The 14,992-nt window shown below is 33.6% G+C and carries 15 protein-coding genes; 8 read left to right on the top strand and 7 right to left on the bottom strand.

All coding sequences use genetic code 11. From position 1 onward, the window contains the following. Positions 1–417: 417 nt before the first annotated feature. The 3 genes from AA089_RS04935 (at position 418) to AA089_RS04925 (ending at position 2,287) form a co-directional block, all read left to right on the top strand. On the top strand, positions 418–1,011 hold the full coding sequence (locus AA089_RS04935) for a hypothetical protein (protein ID WP_046755810.1): 594 nt from the start codon (positions 418–420) through the stop codon (positions 1,009–1,011). A gap of 190 nt (positions 1,012–1,201) precedes the next feature. Beyond that, positions 1,202–1,822 carry a hypothetical protein gene (locus tag AA089_RS04930; RefSeq protein WP_162200410.1) on the top strand — a complete coding sequence of 207 codons (621 nt, stop codon included), beginning with the start codon at positions 1,202–1,204 and terminating at the stop codon, positions 1,820–1,822. A gap of 114 nt (positions 1,823–1,936) precedes the next feature. Further along, complete coding sequence (locus tag AA089_RS04925; RefSeq protein ID WP_046755808.1) at positions 1,937–2,287, top strand: hypothetical protein; 351 nt, start codon at positions 1,937–1,939, stop codon at positions 2,285–2,287. A 7-nt stretch (positions 2,288–2,294) separates the two neighbouring features. Here the strand turns inward: AA089_RS04925 and pabB are convergent, their stop codons facing one another. The 7 genes from pabB to AA089_RS04890 form a co-directional block, all read right to left on the bottom strand. Beyond that, positions 2,295–3,605 (bottom strand): aminodeoxychorismate synthase component I, encoded by a 1,311-nt coding sequence (pabB, locus tag AA089_RS04920; RefSeq protein ID WP_046755854.1) that lies wholly within the window; start codon positions 3,603–3,605, stop codon positions 2,295–2,297. Between the two features lie 232 nt (positions 3,606–3,837). After that, on the bottom strand, positions 3,838–6,108 hold the full coding sequence (locus AA089_RS04915; protein WP_046755807.1) for an aconitate hydratase: 2,271 nt from the start codon (positions 6,106–6,108) through the stop codon (positions 3,838–3,840). Positions 6,109–6,409: 301 nt separating this feature from the next. After that, positions 6,410–6,874, bottom strand: coding sequence for a hypothetical protein (locus AA089_RS04910; RefSeq protein ID WP_046755806.1), 465 nt, complete (start codon positions 6,872–6,874; stop codon positions 6,410–6,412). 267 nt (positions 6,875–7,141) lie between these two features. Further along, positions 7,142–8,095: an AAA family ATPase gene (locus AA089_RS04905; RefSeq protein WP_046755805.1), complete on the bottom strand. Its 954-nt coding sequence runs from the start codon at positions 8,093–8,095 to the stop codon at positions 7,142–7,144. Positions 8,096–8,101: 6 nt separating this feature from the next. Then, the gene (locus AA089_RS04900) at positions 8,102–9,520 is read right to left on the bottom strand and encodes a peptidylprolyl isomerase (RefSeq protein WP_241479972.1); all 1,419 of its coding nucleotides are present in this window, start codon (positions 9,518–9,520) and stop codon (positions 8,102–8,104) included. A gap of 1 nt (position 9,521) precedes the next feature. Continuing rightward, positions 9,522–10,370, bottom strand: coding sequence for a hypothetical protein (locus tag AA089_RS04895; protein WP_046755804.1), 849 nt, complete (start codon positions 10,368–10,370; stop codon positions 9,522–9,524). 6 nt (positions 10,371–10,376) lie between these two features. Continuing rightward, positions 10,377–12,362, bottom strand: coding sequence for a peptidylprolyl isomerase (locus tag AA089_RS04890; protein ID WP_046755803.1), 1,986 nt, complete (start codon positions 12,360–12,362; stop codon positions 10,377–10,379). A gap of 276 nt (positions 12,363–12,638) precedes the next feature. On the opposite strand from AA089_RS04890, the gene AA089_RS04885 reads away from it, so the two are divergent. From AA089_RS04885 to AA089_RS04865, 5 genes are all read left to right on the top strand, one after another. Continuing rightward, positions 12,639–13,382 (top strand): T9SS type A sorting domain-containing protein, encoded by a 744-nt coding sequence (locus AA089_RS04885; RefSeq protein WP_156168903.1) that lies wholly within the window; start codon positions 12,639–12,641, stop codon positions 13,380–13,382. Positions 13,383–13,495: 113 nt separating this feature from the next. After that, the gene (locus tag AA089_RS04880; RefSeq protein ID WP_046755801.1) at positions 13,496–13,729 is read left to right on the top strand and encodes a hypothetical protein; all 234 of its coding nucleotides are present in this window, start codon (positions 13,496–13,498) and stop codon (positions 13,727–13,729) included. Positions 13,730–13,822: 93 nt separating this feature from the next. Next, a complete protein-coding gene (locus AA089_RS04875) occupies positions 13,823–14,347 on the top strand; it encodes an OmpH family outer membrane protein (protein ID WP_046755800.1) in 525 nt (174 codons plus the stop codon). A 181-nt stretch (positions 14,348–14,528) separates the two neighbouring features. After that, positions 14,529–14,729 carry a hypothetical protein gene (locus AA089_RS04870; RefSeq protein WP_046755799.1) on the top strand — a complete coding sequence of 67 codons (201 nt, stop codon included), beginning with the start codon at positions 14,529–14,531 and terminating at the stop codon, positions 14,727–14,729. A gap of 55 nt (positions 14,730–14,784) precedes the next feature. Beyond that, positions 14,785–14,982 carry a hypothetical protein gene (locus tag AA089_RS04865; RefSeq protein WP_046755798.1) on the top strand — a complete coding sequence of 66 codons (198 nt, stop codon included), beginning with the start codon at positions 14,785–14,787 and terminating at the stop codon, positions 14,980–14,982. The last annotated feature ends 10 nt before the right edge of the window (positions 14,983–14,992 follow it).

The raw sequence follows: 14,992 nt of genomic DNA, 5'->3' as shown, positions 1-14,992 counted from the left end.
CAAGCCTTATGAAACTTAGTATTGCCAAAGATAATTAAATAGCCGAATTATCAATAAAAACCGCTTAGAAATGTTATTATAGTGTTATGAAATATAAGATTTTGATTTTAGTTAAGATTCCCTTAACTTTAGTAAAGTAAAACTTTACGCTTTATTATTGAGTTAAAACAAAAACTTCATTAAAAAATAGTTAGTTGGAAATACTATTTCGAAAATAAAAGAAATTTCATATGAAATATAAAAGGCTTTCGGGAATAATTATTTTAGTCATTAATTGTTTTATAATATATTACAGAAGAGATATTATTATTGAATTACTTCAAGGTAGAGATATTAATGAACTAGATATTTCTGAATTAATTCTACCAACAATCTTATTAATTATAGGTTTTTTTTTATTAACAAAAACTAAAAAAAATGACTAAACTTAAATTAACTATCAGTCTGTTTTTGCTTTTATTTTACAGCAGTATAATCTCTGCGCAGGATGTTGAAATAAATGAATTTAAATCATTATCATCAGAAATTTTTTCTTTCATAAATAATCTCAATGATAATATTGTGTCTTTTTTTGATAAAGAAAAAGCAAAAAATGTAGAGAGGAATCTACGCTATTTTCAGAATGACTTAAGAGAATATCTGAAAACTCGAAAAAAGCTTATGGATTATATAAGTCAAAATAATTATGTGATTGATAATGTAAAAACTAAACCTCTTGTTGCGAAACTCAAAAAAAAGCTTGAAAAACTCTCAACTAGACTTGCTAAAGTTACTCCATATATAAATGCTGAAATGTCTTCACATGCAGAATATATAATTGATAAAATACATCAAACAAAAAAAGCACAACAAGAACTATTTCTTTCTGAATTAGATAAACTAATAAATGGACAATCAATAGATAAAGAAAAATTAATAGAAGATGGATTGAGAATATATAATGAGTTATCCAAATCTATAGACCTAATTTCTGTAGTTAGAGAAAACTTAAAAAAAGTTTATAAAAAATAGAGGTTGAAAATATTATCCAAATGTTATGATTTACCTTGAATATTACTTCAATAAATAGCATATTAAAGCATAATCAATTAGTATTTACTACATTCGTAAACGCTCAAAATATGGAATAATATTTGTACAAATTGTTGCAATACATTTTAAACTTATGCGAATTCAATTTACTATTTCTCTATACTTTTTTATGATTTTGATACTTATCAGTTGTCAAAATACTACTAAAGAGACTGTTCCTGCTGAACCAATTGTTCAAAATTTTGGAATGATCCCTGATTTTAATGATAGTTTGAGTGTCACATTGCAACTCGATCAATTTGAAGACTTTGAGGCTTTAATTGAGCGAACAGAAGCAATTGCCTGCAATGATAGTTTGCCAAAAATAACATTGAAACATCAGAATGAGATCACAAATGTGTATTTACGAAATCCATGTTGGAAAAAGTATGCGTGCATTTTAATCAAACAAAAAAATAGTATTGAAATTCATAACGATACGATTCATAAATTGGATGAACATTTTTATCCTTTAGATAGTTTAACGAATGTACTACGTAGAGATTTAGAGAATAATGGAAAGATTCCACATTTATGTGACAGTCCTGAAAAGTTATTGATTTATGTGTCTTACGATGAAAACGGTATCGAAAAATTACCCAATATCTTACATCTACTCACCAAAGCTTATAAAGATATCTCAGGAAAAACAGATTTAAAAATTTGGTTACACAATCGAATATCTATTTCTGAAATGCCACCGCCACCACCTGAACCTGAAGAGATTGAATTGATGGAAGAAGAGGATTAAGACGCTTTATAGTTTATAACCGACGTTTACTTCTTTGGTATCTACAGATACTTATTTATAGCTACGTTTTGCCGAAATAAAGAATAGATTTGGTCAAACTTAAACGATGAAACAATGAGCGTAAAGAAATACCTTAAGAGAAGTTTGACGTGGCTACCGTCTACCATGATTACACTTTTTTATATTCCAAATGCATTGAATAAACTACTAGATCCAAATCAAACAGGAAAAGTTGTTGAAAGTAACATAATTATGATTGTAACTGGAATCTATCTTTTGATAGCAACAGCTTTATATTTATATAAAAATACAATACTGATTGGCACGTCTATGCTGTCATTATATATGATTTTTATTGTATTGATTCACATGTATATAGGAAAGCCTTTTGAAGTTGCCATGCTTATTGTAATGGCTACAATATTTGCTTCTTATATTAGAAAACCGAAATTGTTTCAAACATAAAGTTAGATTACAACTCCAACGCTTCTCGCATGGCTTTGGCTTTTATTAAGCATTCTTCGTATTCTTTTTCAGGAATGGACTTTGCTGTGATTGCGCCACCGACCGAATAGGAAACATATTGCTTGGTACTGTTGTATAAGATAGAACGAATGACCACATTGAAATCAAAATCGTTGTTTGGTGCAAAGTAACCTATAGCGCCTGAATAGATGCCACGTTTGGTTTCTTCCAAGTTTTCTATGATTTGCATGGCTGAAATTTTCGGTGCACCTGTCATGCTTCCCATTGGAAAGGTTGTTCGAAGAATTTCAACAGGATTTTGCGTTTCTGATACTTCCGAAGTGACCGTAGAAATCATTTGATGTACTTGATCAAAGGTGTAAATTTTGCATAGTTCTTCAACTTTCACACTTCCTTTTTTGGCAGTTTTTGCTAAGTCATTTCGAACTAAATCTACAATCATTACATTTTCAGCACGTTCTTTTTCGTCGTTTTGTAAATCGGTTGCCAACTTTTTATCTTCCACAGGATTGCTCACACGTTTTGCAGTTCCTTTGATCGGTTGCGACGTGATTTTCGTACCATTTTTCTTGATGTAGCGTTCTGGCGAAGCCGATAAGATGTATTTATCACTCAAACGCATATAGGTTGCAAATGGTGGTTTTGAAATTGCGTTTAGATGTGCATAGGTCGATACAGGATCAATCGTTGCATTTTCCGCATAGAATTCTTGACAAAAGTTCGCTTCATAGATGTCGCCACGATGAATATGTGCCAATACTTTGGTTACTTTTTCATGATATTCATCTTTGTGAATCCGCAATTTTATTTTTGGTCGATGTTCCTTGTTGGAAACTCCTTTTTCAAATATTTCTGTATGTATTTCTGTCTGAAGAATTTCTTCAATGTCTACTTCTAATTCATCATCAACCATATTCAGATATTGAACTTCCAATTCATTTCCTTTTAGAAAGAATAGTTTTTTAGGTTGAAAAAAATAGAGTTCAGGAAACGCCAAACCGTCATGATTTTGGGAAACTAAATTTTCTACATCGTTCTTCAAATCGTAGGACAAATAGCCAAAAATCCAATCCTTCGTCGTTTGTTGGTATTCGTCTAATTGTTGAAAGGCATTTGTATAATCTGTTTGCAATACGGTAAACGCATCTACGGCAAGTATTGCATCAAATTCGTTATATTTTTGCTGGTAATTGTTAGAATCGAGCCAAACGACCTCATGGGAGTGTTGACTCCATAACAACAGTTGTTGTTTTACAATTTGAGGATTATCTAGGGTAATTTTTAACGTGACTCTCAAGAATTCAAGTTTAAGTTGCAAATTTCCTAATTAATGTTGGCATTGCCAAATGTTTATGGGTTTGTCTGCAAGTTCGTAGATTTGTTTGTTATTGGATTTTTTTATTTGTCATTCAAAATCACACATGAATGATTTCATTCTTCAATCTTTCCATTCTTCAATCTTTTAATCACAAAAAAAAAGCTCCGAACTTTTGTCCAGAGCTTTGTATGATAAAAACGCACTTAAAATATTAAGCGTTGTTTTCCTTTTTAATTAAATTTAAAGCAGAACCTTCGTTATACCAGTCAATTTGACTTTGATTGTACGTATGGTTTGCTACAATAGTATCTTTACTTCCATCAGCATGTACAACTTCAATAGTCAACGGCTTGTTTGGAGCAAATTCGTTTAAGTCTAGGAAGTTAAATGTATCGTCTTCTTGAATTAAATCATAATCACTTTCATTGGCAAACGTTAATCCTAACATTCCTTGCTTTTTCAAGTTTGTTTCGTGGATACGTGCAAACGATTTTACCAATACTGCTGCTACACCTAAATGTCTCGGTTGCATTGCTGCATGCTCACGTGATGAACCTTCTCCGTAGTTGTGATCTCCAACTACAATTGTTTTGATTCCTGCCGCTTTGTATGCACGTTGTGTTTTTGGTACTGCATCGTATTCTCCACTTAACTGACTTTTTACAAAGTTCGTTTTCATGTTAAATGCATTCACTGCGCCAATTAAGGTATTGTTTGCAATGTTGTCTAAATGTCCACGGAAACGCAACCAAGGTCCAGCCATAGAAATGTGATCTGTTGTACATTTTCCATGAGCTTTTATTAATAGTTTTGCGCCTGTAATGCTTTCGCCTAATGGTGTGAAAGGTGTTAATAATTGTAAACGCTCTGAATCGTCGCTTACAGTTACCACAACATGACTTCCATCTTCTTCTGGTGCTAGATATCCGTTATCTTTTACATCAAACCCTTTTGGTGGTAATTCCCATCCTGTTGGTTCGTCTAACATGACCTCTTCTCCATTTTCGTTGATTAACGTATCTGTCATCGGATTAAAGTCCAAACGACCCGAAATCGCAATGGCTGCTGTAATTTCTGGAGAAGCAACAAAAGCGTGTGTATTTGGGTTTCCATCAGCACGTTTTGCAAAGTTTCTGTTAAACGAGTGTACAATACTGTTTTTTGGTGCATTTTTAGGATCACTGTAACGTGCCCATTGTCCGATACATGGTCCGCATGCATTGGTAAATATTTTTGCATCTAATTTTTCGAATATGTCTAGAATTCCATCACGTTCTGCGGTGTAGCGTACTTGTTCTGATCCTGGATTAATTCCTAATTCAGACTTCATTTTAATTCCTTTGTCTAATGCTTGTTGTGCAACAGAAGAAGCTCTTGATAAATCTTCGTAAGATGAGTTGGTACATGAACCAATTAATCCCCATTCTACTTGTAGTGGCCAGTCATTTTCTTGCGCGCGTCCTGTCATTTCAGTACCAACCGTTGTAGATAAATCTGGCGTAAATGGTCCGTTTAGCAACGGTCCAAGTTCTGATAAGTTAATTTCAATAACTTGATCAAAATATTGTTCTGGATTTGCATATACTTCTGCATCTCCTGTTAAGTAATCTTTTACTTCATTTGCTGCATCAGCAACATCTGCTCTGTCTGTAGCGCGTAAGTAACGTTCCATAGATTCATCGTAACCGAATGTTGAAGTTGTTGCTCCAATTTCGGCTCCCATGTTACAGATAGTTCCTTTTCCTGTACAAGACATTGAAACGGCTCCAGGTCCAAAATATTCTACGATAGCTCCTGTTCCTCCTTTTGCAGAAACTATTCCAGCTACTTTTAAGATGACATCTTTTGGCGCTGCCCAACCAGAAATTTTTCCTGTTAGTTTTACACCTATCAGTTTCGGGAATTTTAGTTCCCAAGGCATTCCAGCCATTACGTCTACGGCGTCAGCTCCACCAACTCCAATCGCCACCATTCCTAATCCACCAGCATTTACGGTGTGAGAATCGGTTCCAATCATCATTCCACCAGGAAAAGCATAGTTTTCTAAGACTACTTGATGAATAATTCCAGCACCTGGCTTCCAGAATCCGATCCCATATTTGTTTGATACTGACTCTAAGAAATTAAAAACTTCACTACTATTATTCATGGCAGCTTGTAAATCAGTACTTGCACCAACTTTTGCTTGGATTAAGTGATCACAGTGTACCGTTGTTGGAACTGCTACTTTGGATTTTCCTGCTTGCATAAATTGTAGTAATGCCATTTGTGCAGTTGCATCTTGACAAGCAATACGATCTGGAGCAAAATCTACATAGTCTTTTCCTCTAACGAATGCTTTTTCTGCCGTTCCATCCCATAAATGTGAATACAGAATTTTTTCTGAAAGTGTGAGTGGTTTACCAGTAACTTCACGTGCTTTATCAACACGTTCCACTATTGTTTCGTAAACCTTTTTTATCATATCAATATCGAAGGCCATATGTTCGTTTTTTTAGTGTTTTGAAAGTCTTGCGAAATTACGAAATTATCTTCATTTTTAAAAATTAACAGTATACCTTTATTTTAAGCTAATTATTTTTACCGATTTAATGATTTTATTGCATTAAATTTAAAATAAACTACAAATAGCACCTCCAATTACGAATTTCATAATTTGAGATGCTATTTTTTGATAATACTGATATTTTTAGACGAAGTGTATTTTTAGCTGTTATCTGAAACAGCTTACTTAAAAGAAAAATACTTCGTTATTTTTTGACATAATTTGATGTAAAAAACTTTTAAACAGCAGCTCCTGCTCCACCACCGCCACCTCTTCTATTCCTGTTATTGGAATAGCTATTTTTTTGTTGCTTGTCGTATTTGTCTTGTCTTTTCTTTGGGCGACTGCTACTCGAACCATGGGTTTTTTGTCCTCCATTATGGTTCTTTGCCATTCTTTGATTCTTATAAGCATTTACTTCTTCTTCTGATGCAGTACATTGCTTCTGCCCATGATAAGCACTACCGCATTTACCACATACAAGTTGAATAACACCTTTCTTTTGAATCACATTTGAAGTATTATTTACTTTGATTTCAGATGCAGCTTTTTCTTTATTAGCAGCCATATTTTGAATTACCTGTTCATGTGGTCTGTTATCCTTTAGCTCAAATCCTTTTTTTAAGTTGCTTTTATGCTGAGAAACAGCATTTGCTACCGCTGTAATTCCATTACGATGTTCTTTTTGTGATTTTTTATACATCCTTATTATTTTTAAAAATTTGCAATTACAGTATTCCAATTACTTGAAAAATAGATGACTGTCATTAAATATAGACAAAAAAAATGAATTTGATTATGAGAGCTAATCATATAGTGTGCTAAAAAAATTTAATAATAGCTGACTTCATTTAATACTTACTTTTTACAATGAACTGTATTTGGATGTTTCAAGGATCAAAATGTAAAAAAGCTGTCTCAAGTTTTATTGAAACAGCTTTTTTATAAATTTTATAGTCGGTGTAGAGAGTTAAAACAAGCTTTCGATAACTTTTTCAATCGTAATTCCTTCCGCTTCCGCTTTGTAGTTTCGGATCACTCTGTGCGATAAGATTCCGATAGCAACAGCTTGTACATCTTCAATGTCTGGAGAAAATTTTCCATTGATTGCCGCATGTGCTTTTGCCGCTAAGATAAGGTTTTGTGATGCTCTTGGTCCTGCGCCCCAATCTACGTATTGTTTTACCAATTCGGTTGCACTGTCTTCTTTTGGACGCGTTTTGGAAACCAAACGTACTGCATATTCTATCACATTATCTGCAACAGGAATTTTACGAATGAGTTTTTGAATTGCAATGATTTCTTGCGCATTGAATAGTGCTTTTACAGAAGCTTCTACGTCTGTGGTAGTTGCTTTTACCACCTGAACTTCTTCTGCAAATGTTGGATATGTTAAGTGAATGGCAAACATAAAACGGTCTAATTGCGCTTCTGGTAACGGATACGTTCCTTCTTGCTCAATTGGGTTTTGTGTTGCTAATACAAAATATGGTAAGTCTAATTTGTAATGATGTCCCGCAACCGTTACTGCACGTTCTTGCATGGCTTCTAGTAAAGCGGCTTGCGTTTTTGGCGGTGTACGGTTGATTTCATCTGCTAGAATGATGTTTGCAAAAATTGGTCCTTTGATGAATTTGAAATTACGCGATTCATCTAAGATTTCACTTCCCAAGATATCACTTGGCATTAAATCAGGTGTAAACTGAATACGTTTAAAATCTAACCCTAACGTTGTTGCAATGGTGTTTACCATTAACGTTTTTGCTAGTCCTGGAACACCGATTAATAACGCGTGTCCTCCAGAAAATATAGAAAGTAATATTTGATCTACTACACGTTCTTGACCAACAATAATTTTAGCGATTTCGTTCTTGAGATCCTTGTGTTTTTTTACAAGGTTTTCAATAGCAGCAACATCTGACATAGGCTTTTACTTTTTTAACCAGTTATTTTGAAATTCACAATCACGATTACCAGAGTTCACATTGATATATGTTTCTTTGATTTTCTCCGTAATCCATTTTTCAACTTCTTGTAACTGTTTATTTTTGAGTGCTAAGCTTTTGATTTTGATGTAATCTTTAGAATAGTCTGCAACATGCTCATTGTAACGGTTGGTTACTTTGATAATTTTGTATCGTTTTTGACCTGTACGTGTTTCATCGAGTAAAGGAATAGAAATTTCGTCTCCTTTTAATGGCTCTATTTGTGAGTATTGCTCTGGATCCATTTTGGTCAATTCGAAATGTGTTCCTAATGTTGCAGGATTGATCAGTTTCCCGCCATTGTTACGTGTGTCTTTGTCATCTGAGAACGAACGAGCTGCTTCATCAAACGTAAGTTCTTCTGCTAAGATACGTTGACGTAATGTATCAATTTTTTTACGTGCTTCATCAAGTTTTTCATTTGTAATTTCAGGAATTAACAAAATATGACGCACATCTCTTTCTTGTCCACGAACTTTATCAATTTGTACAATATGCCATCCAAAGTCTGTTTCAAAAGGCTCAGAAACTTCTCCTTCTTGCAACGTAAATGACATGTCTTTGAATTCTTTTGCGAGTGGCATTCTTTTCGTTATAGACATAAATCCACCTTGACGACCAGAAGCTCTATCTTTAGAATACAGAATAGCTTTTGTACCAAAACTTGCACCAGCTTCCACTTCTGACTTTATTGCTTTTAGTTTGTCTACTACTTTTTTAACAGCTTCTTCTGAAGGTTTTGGCTCAATGATGATTTGCGCTACTTCTAGCTCTACACCTATTTTTGGGCGTTGATCTTCTGGAATTGTTTCAAAAAACAAACGAACTTCTTCTGGCGTAATTTCTACTTCACTTACCACTTTCGATTGCATACGTTGTGTTAGAAACTGTGTTTTGGTAATTTTTGTTAAACGCTGACGCAAAGAAGCTTCATCTTCCATGGCGTAGAATTTTAACAATTTGTCCATTCCACCTATTTGTTCACTAAAGTATTCAATGGTTTGTGTAACACGATCGCTTATTTCTCCTTCAGATACTACTAAACTGTCTTGTACAGCTTGGTGAGCATAGAGTTTGTCTTCCATTAATTTTCCTAGAAGTTTGCATCGTGTCAATCCTTCTATAGAAGCGCCTTGTTGACGTAAGTCTAAAAATGTTTTATCAATGTCTGATTCTAAAATGATGTGATCACCAACAACTGCGGCTACACCATCGATTTTGACACGTTTTGAAGTCGTTTTAGTAGAATCGTTTACTTTCGCTTTGGCCTTCATCATTGATGATTCAGAAACCGTTTCTTCTTGTACTTGTGCCTGCATGCTTATTCCCACAAGTATTACAAACAAGTATATACTTTTCTTCATTTTAATTGTAAATTTCAAACTGTTTTCGCTTAACTGCATCTTTTGTGATGTCTTTTTCTAATTTTCTGATAAATTCTAGCTTTCGCTTGTTAAGGATAATTTGTTGTACTGTTGGTCGTACATACGCGAGTGGCGCAATGTCGTTTCTACCGATAATATCCTCAATTCGCACCAAATATAGTCCTATTGAATCTTCTATTTTAGAAAATTGTGATTTTTTTAAGTATTTCTCTTTGTTTTCGTTAGTTATGACAGGAATTTTATTGAAAACTTGTGTCGCTTTTACCCAAATAGAATCGTTTAATGAGTAGTTATTAAATTGAATTGCCAACGAATCTAATACGGTTTTATCTTCGGTATTGAAACGTTGAAATCGTTCCGTAATTTCTTCTAGATTCGAATTGTCTTTGTTGATATTGATGTATCGTATTTTTAACAATTCTTCATTGAGCTTAAAGTTTTGTTTATTGGTGTTGTAATATGCCGCTTCGTCAAATCCTGTTACCGTCGTATCAATCATTTTTTTTACGACAGCTTCTTTGTATGCTTCAACATATAAGTCTTTACGATAATCTTCTACCAAAGCATCAAAAGTAGTTTGCTTTTCTTGCGGAAGGTTTATTTTTGCTTTTTGAATGAATAATTGTTGTGTCGCCCAACGATTGATATAGTTCGTCACAATAATTGTACTGTCTTCTTTCGACATATTTTCAGAAACTAACGCGGCAATATCGCTTTTGTATAGATAGTTTTCGCCAACTCTGGCAATAACATCTCCATCTGGCGACGACCGAAAGTATTCGCAAGAGCAACATAAAAGGACACTAAGGATGACAACTATTTTTCTCACTATGTTTTATTTAACGAGTTTTTTTAGTTTTCGGTATACTTTTTTGTTGATTTTCACTTTATAGTTTTCTTTCAGTTGCTGAATCCATTCTTTTTCAAGATGTACTTGATAATCGCTAATGACTTTTCCTTTGATTTCTGAAAGTGCTTTGTAATCGGCAGGAATTACCTCATTGACTTTTATAATGGTATAATCGCCTTCTGCTTCTTTTATAACGTCAGACACACCTTTTTTGAGTTGAAATTCTTTTGGAAGATTTCGATGTCCTTCTTCAAAAACACCCATTGTAAAAATGACGTTTACTTTTGCATCTTTGTTTACCGTATTTTTGATTTCATCTAATGGTTTTCCTTCTGCTAAGAGTTGCTTTACTTCTTTAGCCACATTTGCATCTGTACACGTAGCAATGACAGCTTCTACACGGTTTTTCCATTTGTAGTTTTCTTTGTTCGCGTTGAAATATGCTTCTAAACCAAGCGTATCGTTTTTCGCTTTTTCCCAAATTTGCTGTTCCATTAAATCGAATAAAAGCAAACCATCTCTGTATTCGCCATAGATTGCTGCAAATTCTTCATTTACATTTTCCAAATCATTTTCATAGAAAGCCAATAGTTTCCCATCAATATATTGTGCGTAATTGGCATTAATAAAAGCTTTCGGATCAATATTTTTTTGCATTACTCTCGATTTATTTTTCGATAGATAGGTTGCAAAGTCATTATATGTAATCTTTGTATCTTTTATTTGAATCAATGTTTTGTTTAAAAATGCTGGATCTGTTGGTAATTGCCATGAACGTGTAAAGAAGTTGTCTGTTGCTGCCAGCGTTTGAAAATCTTTTTTAGCTTCTGGGTTTTCGGTAATTGTGTAAAGCTTTTTTATTTTTTTGACTACTGAACTGTTAATTACATTAGCGCGCTTGTCTCTTTTGATACGTTGCTCTAAGTTGTATTTTTCATCTTCAAAGCTTTTCTGAGTATGTTTGCTAACCAATTGTACAATGTGCCAGCCAAATTCTGATTGAAACGGTGCTGATATTTGACCTACATTGTCTAAAGAGAAAGCTACTTCTTCAAATTTCTTTGAACGCAAACGACCACGACCAAATTTTGGCAATTTTCCATTGTTCACTCCAGAACTTCTGTCTTCTGAGTAGCGTTTTGCCATGGCGCCAAAATCGCTTCCTGCTTTGATTTGCGAGTAAATGTCTTTGATTTTCTCTTCAGGATTTTCCTTGTTTTCACTATCTTCTTTGTTTAATAGCAAAATATGCGCTACCGTAATTTCGCCCGCATTTTCACGAACATCTGTTACTTTTATGATATGATATCCATATTGTGTACGAATTGGCATCGAAATTTCGCCTTTTGGTGTATTAAACGCTGCCGTTTCAAACGGATATACCATTCTGAAAGCTGAAAAATAACCTAGATTACCTTTGTTTGCTGGAATTGTCTGATTTCCTTTTGCAGAAGGATCGTCGGAGTTTTGTGCTGCAACGTCACCAAAATCTGCGCCATCTATAATTGATTTGCGAAGCTTCATGATTTTTTCATAAGCTGCTAAAGTGTCGCTTGGAGAAGCTTCTGCCGATACTTTGATGAGTATATGACTTGCTTTTACTTCTTTTTGTAAACGATCATACGCTTCTTGTACCAGCTTTTCCGTTACCGTATTATCCGTAAGGTAGTTTTTTGAAAGTTGCTTTTTATATCCTGCTAATTCTTTCTTATAGCTAGCTTTTTCGTTAAGATTAAGATTGTAAGCTTCTTTTAGTTTCAGCTTGTATTCCACAAACAAATCAAAATACTCGTTGATTTCTTTTTGATCCTTTTCGTCAATGATATCGAGGTTCTTTTTGTATACTCTTGAAAACTCGGACACATATGTTGGTTCGCCTTCTATAGTAAATAATACGTTGTCTTTTTCTGACTGCGCAAACGTAGTAAGCGATACGAAAAGAGTGAGGAATAATTGTATGCTATGTTTCATCTATTAGTTTTTATGTTTTGAAAGCCATCAAATGGTATTCGTTTAGAATTGTGTTAAAATACTATGAACGAATTATCGTGGCGTATTTCATTGCCATTTTTTTGGGAAAGACAAAAATAAGAATTCAACAATATTTCACAAGTAATTCCAATACGGATTGTGATAGTTTTTAACAAGTATGGCGTGATCTTTGTTAATTTTTGTATAAAAACGTGTATTTCATTTTTGATTTTACTATTTTTAAAACAAAAAACGAATAAAGAAAATACCCCAAGTATGAAAAAACTTTACTTTTTAATCTTTTTCTTAATTACTTCCACGCTCCTTTTTGCGCAAGAAGAGACCTTTACATTTACAGGTTATGATGGCGGATCTGCTTCTTTAGTTGCAGCTACCGCAGATATTAATGATGCAATCACTATTGAAATTGAAGATCTTGATATTATAAACAATTTCTATTCAGAAAATCAGACGTTTATTCATATGTATGTAGGATTGCGAACAGCTTCAGGAAGTTTTCAAGCCGTTCCAGGAGATTTTAATGATTTGAGCTGGCAACCAGTTTTAAATTTAACTGACGGAGATGCCGCAAATGGACCAAATACGTATTCCATCACATTTATACCAGGACAATTGTTTCCTTCGCTTGTGAATGAAACAATTTTAGGAATTGATTTCTTATTCCAAAATCAGTTTGGTGGCGGTGGAAATAACCAAACGGGCGATCTGTTTATTGATTTGGTTGATGCTCCATTGAATGCGAGTACATTGAGTACTAATGACATCGCTGCAACAAAAGTAAACACGAGTTACAGTAGTGGAAAATTGACAATTACGGGCGTAAATACAATCTCTAATATTTCAATTTTCAATTTATTAGGACGTCAAGTAATCGATTTGAAAAACGTTGCCATTAACGGAACATTTAGTAAATATCTAGATTTGCCAAAAAATAATATTTACATCGTAAAAATAACGTCGCCAAATTTCTCAAAAACGTTTAAAATCGTAGCGAAATAATAATTAGAAAATATAAATGTCTACAAGCGAATGAAATTATCATTCGCTTTTTTTATGCCTTTTTTTTACCATGTTGTAGTAAAGAATGATATTTTTGCAAAAAAAATAAAGACATGGCAAAAGTAAAATTGATTTGGGAGTTTAGAGGTCCTGCTGCAAAACGTACTGCTGAGCATCATTGTATTCACTTAAAGGACTTCATTGCAATGGAAGGTATTGCAGGAGAAGCGATTACGACAGAAGTTTTTTCTGAGATGTTTGCAAGTGCTTCTATGATTATCAATCAAGAAGATGTTACTTTTATGCGCGAAAAACTAAAGCCACATAGAGGTCAGTTGGTAAAATAATGGCACAAAAAACGTTAATTTTATGTAATAACGTTTTTTTGGTATGATGTTTTCATTACTTTAGCCAACTTTGAAAAATAAAATATCAATTAGATGAAAATTAAACATTTACTTTACTCGTTAGCCATTGTACTTTGCTCTTTTACAGCATCGGCACAATCGAAAGTAGGAACGGTTAATATTAACATTCTTGTTTCTAAATTACCTGAAATTGCCCAAGTGAAAACTGGAATTACCGAGTATGAAAAGACATTACAGGCAGATTTAACTTCAAAACTAGAAGCTTACAAAGTAGAAGTTGAAGCAGCAAATAAATTGTTTGAAGCTATGACACCTGAAAATAAAAAGAAGAAGCAAGAAGAAATTTTTGCTTTGGAAAATGATATCCAAAAGTTCAGACAAAACGCTGCACAGTTGGTACAGTTACGACAGGATGAATTAATGCGTCCTTTGTATCAAAAAGTAGGTGCTACAGTAGCTGAAATTGCTAAAGAAGAAAAATTCACACAAGTTTTTACGCTTGACGGAAACGAGTTGGCATACGCAAGTCCTGTGTATGATTTGACACTAAAAGTTGCTGCAAAACTTGGAATTGATCTAAAAGAGGAAAAAAAGTAGTTTTTACTCCTCAACTATATAGAAAAGCCTTGTATCTCTTTAGATACAAGGCTTTTTTTATGCACATTAGCTAAGTCAAATTGATAAATTTGAGGTAATAAGTCTATTTTCTTTCCTTGATTTTCTTCTAAAACGATCTCCGATTCAATATCTTTATAACAGAAACCAAAATAATTAAATCATGAAAAAAAAGAACTTAAAAGTCTTGAGGCTCGAAAAAACTTCAATCGCAAATTTTAATGGAGATAGCATTAAAGGAGGAAGTATGGGATCAATAGAATGTCCTTCGTATCACCCTACTGTTTGTGACGGTGGTGGTTCAATAAGTAGCCAAGGAATTCGTTGTGCCGTAAATTGTGGTACAGGAACGCTTCCTGTATAATTTAAGTATACTATTTCAACATATAAACTTTAACCTTAATTATATATTTTAAATCATGAAAAAAAGAAACGTAAAAAACAGTTTAAATTTTAAAAAGACGACAATTTCAACACTTGCTGAAAAAGCAATAAAAGGAGGAATTACTACTTCTGATATTTATGGCAGTCGTTTTATTGACTTATGTTATGGAGTACAAACAAGTTTTGGTGGCGTTTGTGCAGCACAATGTCCTCCAACATACACAAATCCATAATTCTAGTTTA

The sequence above is a fragment of the Kordia jejudonensis genome (assembly GCF_001005315.1).
Taxonomy (GTDB): Bacteria; Bacteroidota; Bacteroidia; order Flavobacteriales; family Flavobacteriaceae; genus Kordia; species Kordia jejudonensis.
This window is presented reverse-complemented; position numbering and strand designations above follow the sequence as displayed.

Excerpts from the sequence above, each read along its gene's own strand:
- AA089_RS04890 (WP_046755803.1), bottom strand. The coding sequence starts at position 12,362 with ATGAAACATAGCATACAATTATTCCTCACTCTTTTCGTATCGCTTACT.
- AA089_RS04905 (WP_046755805.1), bottom strand. The coding sequence starts at position 8,095 with ATGTCAGATGTTGCTGCTATTGAAAACCTTGTAAAAAAACACAAGGAT.
- AA089_RS04900 (WP_241479972.1), bottom strand. The coding sequence starts at position 9,520 with ATGAAGAAAAGTATATACTTGTTTGTAATACTTGTGGGAATAAGCATG.
- AA089_RS04870 (WP_046755799.1), top strand. The coding sequence starts at position 14,529 with ATGAAAAAAAAGAACTTAAAAGTCTTGAGGCTCGAAAAAACTTCAATC.
- AA089_RS04885 (WP_156168903.1), top strand. The coding sequence starts at position 12,639 with ATGAAAAAACTTTACTTTTTAATCTTTTTCTTAATTACTTCCACGCTC.
- AA089_RS04865 (WP_046755798.1), top strand. The coding sequence starts at position 14,785 with ATGAAAAAAAGAAACGTAAAAAACAGTTTAAATTTTAAAAAGACGACA.
- AA089_RS04875 (WP_046755800.1), top strand. The coding sequence starts at position 13,823 with ATGAAAATTAAACATTTACTTTACTCGTTAGCCATTGTACTTTGCTCT.
- AA089_RS04910 (WP_046755806.1), bottom strand. The coding sequence starts at position 6,874 with ATGTATAAAAAATCACAAAAAGAACATCGTAATGGAATTACAGCGGTA.
- AA089_RS04880 (WP_046755801.1), top strand. The coding sequence starts at position 13,496 with ATGGCAAAAGTAAAATTGATTTGGGAGTTTAGAGGTCCTGCTGCAAAA.
- AA089_RS04930 (WP_162200410.1), top strand. The coding sequence starts at position 1,202 with ATGATTTTGATACTTATCAGTTGTCAAAATACTACTAAAGAGACTGTT.
- AA089_RS04925 (WP_046755808.1), top strand. The coding sequence starts at position 1,937 with ATGAGCGTAAAGAAATACCTTAAGAGAAGTTTGACGTGGCTACCGTCT.
- AA089_RS04935 (WP_046755810.1), top strand. The coding sequence starts at position 418 with ATGACTAAACTTAAATTAACTATCAGTCTGTTTTTGCTTTTATTTTAC.
- AA089_RS04915 (WP_046755807.1), bottom strand. The coding sequence starts at position 6,108 with ATGGCCTTCGATATTGATATGATAAAAAAGGTTTACGAAACAATAGTG.